The organism is Streptomyces sp. NPDC037126 (assembly GCF_055605965.1).
Genome location: NZ_JBVJTD010000064.1, coordinates 1 through 9,280, shown reverse-complemented (window position 1 = coordinate 9,280; position 9,280 = coordinate 1). Strand labels below are relative to the sequence as shown.

Sequence of the window (9,280 nt, the reverse complement as noted above, 5' to 3'; positions counted from 1 at the left end):
CCGCGGCCGACTCGACGACCGGCTCCTCCACCGTCTCGTGCTCGCTGATGGTCTCGCTCATTTCAGGCGTCTCCTTGATCATCGGATCCGCCGTCATTGGACACTCCCCATCGGCACGGCAGGCCCGGTGGGCGAGCTGACTCCATCCCCCGCAGCGAAGGACTGATGTCGTGATAGCCGCCGTTCTGGTGATCGCGGCGCGCGACGACTGGCCGGCAGACGGGTCGTCAAGGCGCTCACCGACGGTGGCCGGGACCGGGTGCTCTCGACTGGCTTCATGGTCTCCAACTCCGCGGCGGCGTCCGGTGCGTTGCCTGTCCTGCGTCACCGTCGGATCCGCCGTCAGATGTGCGCTTCCGATGCGGACCGACCGTGCATCTGGAGTGAGCAGTTCGCTTGAGTGGGGTTCTGGGAGCAGGTGTTGTCCGTGGTGACGCGGACGCGTGATGACTGGTACCGGAACTGTCAACCGTATTCGGGGTGTTCGGCTCTGTTCGGCCGGGCCCGGGCGTTGGCGGCGATCGACGATTTCCGCGAGACCAGGGAAGAGACAGACGGAAGTGATGGCCCCGATGGCGCGATTGTCGCTTGTGGATCCAGTAAGTGACACCTGGTCACAAGCGCCGTCTCGGACTTACGCGCCTTGACCACACATGGTGTGTCTGTAAGAGTCCGCCATCGGCAGATCGGCGCTGCATCGAACCGCCGCCGAGCCGCTCAGCCTGGGATCAGGCCGGCGTGCCGCTGCCCCGGCAGGCCTCGACCTCACACCTCTTCGACCCCGAATATCCGTGGGGAGCGCACCTTGAGATCTCGTATCACTCTCTGTCGGCCGGCCGTGCCCGGTCCACCCGGCGGCGCAAGCCGCGGGCTGGGCCGCTGGGTCTCAGCCCTCGTCCTGGCTGCGGTCGCGATCGCTGCGCCGGCGTCGTCCGAGGCCTCCGTGACCAGCGACAACCTGCTGAGCCAGGCGGTCGGCGACTCCGTGCCCGCTGTCACCACGGCAGGCTTCGGCGCCCCCGTCGCCTACGGCTCCACCTCCGGCGACACCTGGTACACGACCGAGGACGCCAACGGAAAACTGTTCGCCACCACCGACGACACCAACGGCGCCAACGGCGCGTGTGGCTCCGCCGGGGCGAACATCACGGTCTCCCGGATCACTGGCGACAACCCCGCCGTGCTGACGGTCTCCAACGTCAACTGCATGCGCGACTGGGGGACGTGGGGAGACAATCAGGGCGACGGCGACCCCAAGGGCTCCTGGAAGACTTCGGGCATCTTCGCCCTCGGCACCACGCTCTACCTCTTCGTGAACCGCGACCAGCACCCCCACGACACCGTCGCGCTGCAGAACGCCTACAAGTCGTGCCTGCTCAAGTCCACCGACGGCGGCCTCACCTGGACCGGCCCGTCCTCCTGGAGCTCGGCCACCCCGATCCAGAAGTCGTGCTACACCACTCCGACCTTCCCGGCCCGCTTCGGTGCCCCCGCCTTCATCCAGTACGGCCCGGGTGGCACCGGTGGAGCGGACGGATCCGACCAGTACGTCTACGCGATGTCGAACGACGGCTGGTGGGACAACGGCAGCAGCATCATTCTCGGCAGGGTGCCGCGGAGCGCGATCGCCAACCTCAAGGCCTCCGACTGGCAGTACTACGCCGGCAACAGCTCCTGGACCTCCGACCTGAACCATGCACAGCCCGTGATCACGGCCCCGCGCCAGCTGAGTTCGACCGGCGTCACCTATGATGCTCCGCTGCACACCTACATCATGACCGAATGGAACTATCCCCAAGGACCCAGCAACTACCATCCCTCGGAGTTCAACTTCTACGCGGCACCGGCCCCCTGGGGTCCGTGGAAGCAGATCTCGCGGACCCCGATGCCCGACCAGGGCTGGTACAACCCCGTCCTTGTCAACAAGTTCCTTTCCGCGGACGGCACGTCCGGTGTCCTGTTCACCGCCGCCGCAGGCGCCGAGTCCGGCGCCGCCTCCTACAGGCTGAACGTCATGCCGGTCGCCTTCTCCACCCGGGCCGTCCAGCCCGGCAGCCTCGCCGCCGCCTCGGACAACACCGGCATCTCCCCCGACAGCCGGCCGTCCGCGGCGAACGTCGACAGCAGTGGCTACGCCTACTCGGCACAGGCGCTGTCAACGGCCGGGATCAACGCCGGGCAGCCGTTCACCACGGGTGGCATCACCTACACCTGGCCCAACCCCGGCGCTGCGGGACTCCCGGACAACACGGTCGCCGCAGGCCAGAAGGTCACCCTCAACGCCCCGGCCGGCACCCGCCAGCTGGGCTTCCTCGGTGCATCCACCTGGGGAAACACCCAGGGCGTCGCGACACTAAACTACAGCGACGGCACGAGCACCAGCCATGTCCTCGGCCTGACGGACTGGACGGCTTCCCAGGCCTCCTACAAGAATCAGGTCGCCGCCACCATGACCTACCGCAACTGCGCCAACTGCAGCGGCGGCCGCAGCAACACCCCCAACCACATCTACGCAGCCGCCCTCCCGGTGGATCCCGGCAAGCTCCTCACCTCCGTGACCCTGCCGAAGAGCACCGAGATCGGACGGAGCCAGCAGCACATCTTCGCGATCGGCACCAGCACGACCGCACCCACCGGCCCCGCGATCACGTCCGTGGGCAACACCCCGGCCGGCGCCGGCGCGCGGGTGGCGATCACCGGCTCCGGCTTCGGCACGAACCAGGGCACGGGTCACCTCACCCTTGCCAGCCTCGACAAGACCTGGGGCAGCACGGGCGGCGCCGGCCCCGTCACGGTCAACTCGTGGAGCGACACCTCGATCAGCTTCACCGTGCCGCAGCCAGGCGGATCACAGCATGTCTACGCCGGCAGCCCCGCAGTGATCTCTGTGACCAACGGTGCCGGGCAGACCTCCGGCTCTGCGGCCTTCCCGGTCACCGCCACCGCGAATCTCACCGACTACTTCAACAACACCGGAACCTCCCCGAACAGCAACCAGTCCTGCGCCGACTACGACACCGCCGGCTACAGCTACTCGGCCACCGCCCTCGCCTCTGCCGGCATCACGCCGGGCGCCATCGTGCAGGCCGGCGGCATGAGCTTCACCTGGCCCAACGTCGCGGCCTGCCGGCCCGACAACGTGCTGGCCGCGGGACAGACCGTGCTGATGCCCGTCCGGCCCGGGGCCACCACCCTCGGCCTGCTCGGATCCAGCACCAACGGAATCGCCTCGGGAAAGCTCACCGTGAACTACACCGACGGCAGTTCCACGACCTACCCGCTGGCGTTCACGAACTGGACCAGCGCCGCCGACAGCAGGACGGAAAACGTGACGGCGGCGACGACCTCGTACCGCAACACCTCCAGCGGGACGTCGAGCAACGGCGCGGCGTACGTCGACGCGACCAAGTTCGGGCTCGACACCTCCAAGACCGTCGCCTCGATCACCCTGCCGTACGGCAGCGGCCAGCTGGGATCCGCCGGCAATGGCGTCAGAGCGATGCACATCTTCGCCATCGGACTGAGCGGGGGCACCACGAACGGCACGCTGGTCGGCGCGACGCAGCACTGAGGACCTGGTCGGCATCACCACCTCGGGCACCGGATCGGCATCCGGGACTGTGGCGCTGTTGCCGCCAGGTGCCCGATACGAACCGGCTGCCCTCGAGGTTCCAGCCGGTGGTGGCAGTCCGGGAACGATCAGCCTTGGTGATCGTTCCCGGTCGGCCGGCGAAGCGGGGGTGCCGTGCCCGGAGGGCACTACGACCCGATTTCTCCTGGTCAGGGGCATTTTGGTGAGTGCACGAGGCGGCTGGGGAGGAGAAAGCCGATGTCAGGGGTATCTGCCACGGTGTCCGGCATGGCAAGGGACATGGCCCGATGACCCATCTGGCCGCCATCGACTGCGCGGCACTGCCCCAGGCAGTACTCGACTTCGACATGCCCGAAGACGGCACCCTGCTCTTCTTCCGCTGGGCAGATGCCGACAGCGAGCGATACTGCGCCGCGGGGGGAGAGTGGATGGACGAGACCTTCTTGAAGGGCCACGGCACAGACGCTGGAGCCGGGGTCAAACTGCTGTACATCCCCGCCTTGGCCGACACCGCGCCGCGCTCCGCTCCGCATGGCGCCGAATGCACCGACGCCAGGCCCCTGCGCCTGGCCGGAACCTTCGCATCACGTCTGGAGTGGTCCTGCACCGACGCCGAGTACCCGGTCCCCGACGAGCTCCGGCTTGCCGAGGCCTTCGACCAGTGGGAGGGAAGCGACCTCTTCGACGCCCAGATCGGTGGACACCAAAATCCGGTACAGGTCGAGTCGGTGGAAAAGGCTGCCGGCGGCGACCTGCGCGGCCCTTACGGCGCGCAAGCCGACGAAGACACCATGATCATGCTCGCCGCCTTCTACGACTACAACGACGGTGTCGACACTTCCTGGTTCATCAGGCCCCAACACCTCACGCAGCACCGCTTCGACGAGATCTACTACGACTACCAGTGCTGACCGGCGCAGCCCGCCCCGGCCAGTGGCGGCGATAGTCGCCGCCCTGCGCGCCGAACGCCCTGTAACCGAGGACGTCGGTCATCAGCCTGGCAAACGTGTGGGCGATCTCTGCTACGCCAAAGCGCCGTTGTCCCCGCGCGATGCCGTCGATCTCGACCTTGTACTGCAGGAAGCCGTTGATGCGCTCTTCCTGAGCCTTCCATTCGAATGCGCTTTCCCAGCAGCGCACCAGCTCTTTCGCATAGGCGAGACTTGCGCCCGGCTTCCAGGGTTCACCAGCCGGCTCGTCGGGCCGGCGCGTCCGTGCGAGCCGGTCACGGAGATCGGCCAGCGCGACATCAGGGATCTGCAAGCGGAACGGCTGTGGACGCAGAGGGTGATGAAACGGCTACACTTCGTAGCGGCTGAGTCACCGGGCCAGGCCTCCGCCCGACTTGTACGTGCAATGCCGTTCGGCGTGCCCTCGATGACGTCAGCGGCCACCGCGGGGCGTCGTCGTCATGGACGACGTGCAGGATGTGCATGCCGTCGGCGCGTGCACGCACGCGCTGACGGCCGGTCCGGCACGGCGGCTCAAGCTCCCGATCGCCGGTGGTGACGTCTGCAGGCCTTCATGCCGGCGTACACCAGGGCGCCCGCGACGAGGAGCAGCAGTCCTTGGTAGAGGGCCGTGCAGCCGACGCCCGTGACGAGCCAGACCGAGAACCCCGCGGCCGTCGCCGCGACGAGGCTGTCCCGGGTCAGTCTCACCCGGTCGACCCCCTGCTTTTTGCCCGACAACAGGTGGCGAATCTGCGCGGCCACGGAAAGCAGGTAGGGGATGGAGGCCGTGAGGGTGGTGACGAGTACGAGGCTTTCGAACGCGCCTTCTGAGCCCGTGGCGTAGTTGTACGTCGTCAGCAGGGAGACCAAAGCCGTCCCGGTGACCACTCCGGTCACCGGAACTCCCTGTCGTGTGGCCGCGAAGACCCGGGGGAAAAGACCGTTACAGGCGGCGGCCTGGGGCACCTGGCCACCGAGCAGAGACATCCCGTTGAGTGTGCCCGCGATCGATATCAGGGCGAGGCATGCGACGGCGACCCCGGCCCCGGTACCCCCCAGTATGGCGTTCGCGGCGTCCGAGAAGGGCGCTGTCGACGTGATGAGCTGCTCACTGGCGACAAGCCCGAACACGGCAAGGGTGCACAGCAGGTAGATCGCGGCAGCCGAGGCCGTTCCCAGCACAGTGGCACGACCGACGTTGCGTCGGGCGTCCCGCACCTCTCCGGCAGTGACAGCGGCGGCCTCGAGGCCGAAGTAGGTGTAGAGCAGTACAGCGGCGCAGCTCGACACGGCGCCGATCGTCCCGGAGCCCGTCGCGTCGAACGGGCCCAGGTGGCTGGCGTCGAAGTGGATGAGACCACCGACGGCGATCAAGAGCAGCGGGATGATCTTCACGACGGAGGCGACGAGTTGCACCGCGCCGATGGCCCGGGTTCCGGCGAGTGCCGGCAACGCGGACATCCACTGCAGAAGCAGCGCGGCGGCAATGGTCCCAGCGAGAGAGTCGCGTACGGGAACCAGCATGCCGAGGTAACCCACAGCGGCCACGGTCAGCGCCCCGAATATGACCCATGTCGTGATCCAGTACGACCAAGCCGAAATGAATCCGACGAAGTCGCCGAAGGCTTCGCGGGCATAGACGTACGGTCCGCCGGTGCTGGGGTTTCGCCGCGCCAGCTGACCGAACACCACGGCAAGAGCGAGGGCGCCCAGGGACACTACGGCGAGCGCTATCAGGCTGACGGTCCCGAAGGGGGCCGCGGAGGCGGGCAGCATGAAGATCCCGCCGCCGACGACATTCCCCATCACCAGAGCCGTGGCCGCCGGAAGCCCGAAGCCCTTACGGCCACGGGGGCCGCCCGTTCCCCGGCGGTCACGTGTGGCACTCCCGGCGTTGCCGGGGTGACTGAGGGAATGGACCATCGGATCTCTTCCAGCGCGTGGGGACGGATGTCGGCAGCTTCATAGTGTCGGCACGGGCTTTCTTCCACTCTCGCGCCGACGAAGCCTGGGACACGAAGGGGAAATCCCTAGTCCTGCGGGGCGGTGGCCGCCGGTTCGTGATCGGCGGCCACCTCGGCCAGGTCCTCGCCGTCGAGCGCCCTGGGACCCCGCGCGGGCGCGGTGCGCGGGCACGGTGCCCGGGCCGGGCGTTGCCAGCCCTCGGGCGTTCGGGGGTCAGGGGGTCAGTACCCACTTCTGGTTGGCGGCGCCGTTGCAGTCCCAGATGCCGAGCTGTGTGCCGTTGGCCGTGCTGAAGCCGAGGTCGTCGAGGCACTTGCCCGAGTTGACGTTCCTGAGGGAGCCGTCGGCCTGCGGGATCCACTGCTCGCTCTGGCTGCCGTTGAGGCAGTCGTAGATTCTCGACCTTGGTGCCGTTCGCCGTACCGGCCCAGACGGCGTTGAGGCATTTGCCGAGTGCGCGGACGGTGTGGTCGTCTCCGAGGGTCCACCACTGTGCGCCGGTGCCGTTGCAGTCGTAGATCTGCACCGGGGTGGCCACGGTGGAATTGCCGTGCTGGACGTCGACGCACCTGCCGCCGCCGTAGCCCACGAGCCGTCCCTGCGCGCCCGAGACACCTGGCCCCCCGGCTTCCGGCACTTCTTCCTCCAGCCGCACCCCGATCCCACCCGGCGGATCTAGAAGGTGCGGGCCACCCACCTCTCGCCGTACGGCGAGATCGAGAGCGCCTGGCAGCTACGCGGCCACCAGCTGGACTACCGCGCGGTCGTTCCGGCCAACCCGACGGCGACGCTGCGGCTGCCCGACCACGAACGCCGGCACCGTGCACGAGGGACGGACACCCCTGTCTCACGCCGAGGGGGTGACCTTCGTGGGATTCGCTGGCGGTGTCGCCTCCTACCGCCTGACGCCCGGGCGGTACGACGTGGCGTCCCTCCTGGCATGACTCTCCCCAGACCTCTCCACCGGGGTGGACCCCAACCGGCTCCGCGTGGCCGCCTGCGCGCAGACCAGGGCTCCTCCACGCCAGAGCCGGCCATCGGGGCGGCGACTGCCCGGGTGGCCGTACCGGTCCGGTCACCGTCGGCTGCCGGTCCGGCCTGGCCGCAGGTACCCCTTGCCGTATCAGTTCAAGGCGTCCACACCGCGCTGGTGCAGGCCCGCACCCACTGGCATGTCGTCTCCTCTCACCACCCCGACAGGGCGGGGCCACTCAAGCACGCGGAAAACGGACTCGTGAGGCCTGCTGACGCAGCCGGGATCGTGAGCGTTGACGATCACCAGGTCGGGTTCCGCCGCCGATGGAGATCCGCGAAGCGGGCGTGGGTGTCGCGGACCTTGCGTCGGTCGTGGCCACGACCGCCTCCATGGCCCGCAGGGCCGCGGGCACCGGAGCGGCTCGGTCGAGCCGTGCCGGGGTGGTGGAAGGCGTCGCCCGCGTGCAGGATCCAGCGTTCGCCCGCGTCGACCGCGACGCAGGCGTGCCCGCGGGTGTGGCCGGGCAGAAAGATCAGCACGATGCCGGGGGCGACGGCGTCGAGTTCCCGGGCCGCGGCGAATCCACGCCATCTCTCTCCGTCCGGAGCATGCCCGACGATCTTCGGGCCGTGCGCCCACTGGGCCGACCGGAAGCGCATCCGCTCCCGCCGCGACGGCGAGATCATCGAGCCGAGCACCTCCGCAGCGGTGGCGTGCACGGTCGCGTGCGGGAAGTCGGACAGGCCTCCGATGTGGTCGGCGTCGAAGTGCGTGAGCACGATGTGCCGCACGTCCTGGCGCTGGAATCCGAGGCGCTCGACCTGCCGGGCGGCGGTCTCCTCGGCGTCGAGGGCCGGGCGCACGAGGAGGCGGGCCATCGGCTCGCTCATGCGCGAACTCGGCTACGCCCGCTACCTCGGCACCTTGGACGAAGACCAGGTCCAGCAGCGCGTCCAGGCCATCGCGAGCCCCACGGACCCCCTGCCGGCCGCGGCCGCGCCCTACCTCGCCGACAGCGACCACGACACCGAGTTCCACTACGGCTGGAACTGCTGATCTCCGGACTGTCCACCCGGGTCGGCGTCCCCTACACCCCGGCAGCCGGAACACCGACCGAGCCCCGAGAACCGGCACCGTCCTGACCGGGCCGGTCGGCCGGCCGGCCCGCGGTTCCTGTCCGTCCGGTCCGGCGCCTCGTGAGCAGGCGCGGCGGGCTGCCGGAGCCGGTCCGGTGCCGGCAGCCCCTTTCCCGGTGTCAGCGTGCGTCGACCAGGGTGTAGGTCCGCCCGTCCGGCAGTCCCGTGATCTTCACAGCGGTGGCCGCGAGCGGCCGGCCCCAGGGGCCGGATACCGCGCCGAACGGGCTCCAGTCGCCGTTGGCCGCACGCACGGTGTGGTAGGTGTTGCCGTCCGCGCCGACGGCGAGCAGCTGGGCGGAGCCGTCCGGCAGAGCGGCTATCGAGACCCCGGAGGCCCGCATCGGCTGGTTCTTGTCCCCGTGCGGCATGCCCCACGCCGAGTTCACGCCCTGCCGGTTCTGCGTCATGTGCCAAACGTTGCCGTCCAGTCCGACGGCGGCGATCTGGAGCGTGTAGTCCGGCGCCGCCGTGATCGAGAGATCGCTGCCGGCGAAGGTCTTCGCGTTGCCCGTGCCGGGCAGCGTCTGCCACCCTGCCTGGTCCCACGTGCCGTCCGCGTGGCAGGCGCCGGCAGCCGGTGAGCCAGGCGATGGTGCGTTCGACGACCCAGCGGTGTCGGCCCAGGTGTGTGGAGTTCTCGATGCCGCGTCGGGCG

The 9,280-nt window shown here is 69.1% G+C and carries 7 protein-coding genes and 3 pseudogenes; 4 read left to right on the top strand and 6 right to left on the bottom strand.

Annotation, left to right across the window (positions count from 1 at the left end; translation table 11 throughout):
* Window positions 1–943: 943 nt before the first annotated feature.
* Window positions 944–3,571 carry a hypothetical protein gene (locus ACZ7FF_RS44550; RefSeq protein ID WP_470820428.1) on the top strand — a complete coding sequence of 876 codons (2,628 nt, stop codon included), beginning with the start codon at window positions 944–946 and terminating at the stop codon, window positions 3,569–3,571.
* 308 nt (window positions 3,572–3,879) lie between these two features.
* On the top strand, window positions 3,880–4,503 hold the full coding sequence (locus tag ACZ7FF_RS44545; protein ID WP_470820426.1) for a DUF1963 domain-containing protein: 624 nt from the start codon (window positions 3,880–3,882) through the stop codon (window positions 4,501–4,503).
* Here the strand turns inward: ACZ7FF_RS44545 and ACZ7FF_RS44540 are convergent.
* The 4 genes and pseudogenes from ACZ7FF_RS44540 to ACZ7FF_RS44525 all read right to left on the bottom strand — a co-directional run.
* Window positions 4,457–4,876 carry an epoxide hydrolase N-terminal domain-containing protein gene (locus ACZ7FF_RS44540; protein WP_470820430.1) on the bottom strand — a complete coding sequence of 140 codons (420 nt, stop codon included), beginning with the start codon at window positions 4,874–4,876 and terminating at the stop codon, window positions 4,457–4,459. The two genes, ACZ7FF_RS44545 and ACZ7FF_RS44540, sit on opposite strands and share 47 nt — an antisense overlap.
* A gap of 200 nt (window positions 4,877–5,076) precedes the next feature.
* A complete protein-coding gene (locus ACZ7FF_RS44535) occupies window positions 5,077–6,468 on the bottom strand; it encodes an amino acid permease (RefSeq protein ID WP_470820424.1) in 1,392 nt (463 codons plus the stop codon).
* Window positions 6,469–6,723: 255 nt separating this feature from the next.
* Window positions 6,724–7,125 carry a ricin-type beta-trefoil lectin domain protein gene (locus tag ACZ7FF_RS44530; RefSeq protein WP_470820422.1) on the bottom strand — a complete coding sequence of 134 codons (402 nt, stop codon included), beginning with the start codon at window positions 7,123–7,125 and terminating at the stop codon, window positions 6,724–6,726.
* A pseudogene (locus tag ACZ7FF_RS44525) lies at window positions 7,070–7,207 on the bottom strand (hypothetical protein); the annotation flags it as partial. The pseudogene ACZ7FF_RS44525 and the gene ACZ7FF_RS44530, both read right to left, overlap by 56 nt.
* Between ACZ7FF_RS44525 and ACZ7FF_RS44520 the strand changes: the two are divergent.
* Window positions 7,193–7,273: pseudogene (locus ACZ7FF_RS44520) on the top strand (hypothetical protein); the annotation flags it as partial. The pseudogenes ACZ7FF_RS44525 and ACZ7FF_RS44520 overlap by 15 nt on opposite strands.
* 512 nt (window positions 7,274–7,785) lie before the next feature.
* Here the strand turns inward: ACZ7FF_RS44520 and ACZ7FF_RS44515 are convergent.
* On the bottom strand, window positions 7,786–8,376 hold the full coding sequence (locus ACZ7FF_RS44515) for an MBL fold metallo-hydrolase (protein WP_470820420.1): 591 nt from the start codon (window positions 8,374–8,376) through the stop codon (window positions 7,786–7,788).
* On the opposite strand from ACZ7FF_RS44515, the gene ACZ7FF_RS44510 reads away from it, so the two are divergent.
* Window positions 8,375–8,542 carry a hypothetical protein gene (locus ACZ7FF_RS44510; RefSeq protein WP_470820432.1) on the top strand — a complete coding sequence of 56 codons (168 nt, stop codon included), beginning with the start codon at window positions 8,375–8,377 and terminating at the stop codon, window positions 8,540–8,542. The genes ACZ7FF_RS44515 and ACZ7FF_RS44510 overlap by 2 nt on opposite strands.
* Window positions 8,543–9,186: 644 nt before the next feature.
* Here ACZ7FF_RS44510 and ACZ7FF_RS44505 read toward each other — a convergent pair.
* Window positions 9,187–9,280: pseudogene (locus ACZ7FF_RS44505) on the bottom strand (IS5/IS1182 family transposase); the annotation flags it as partial.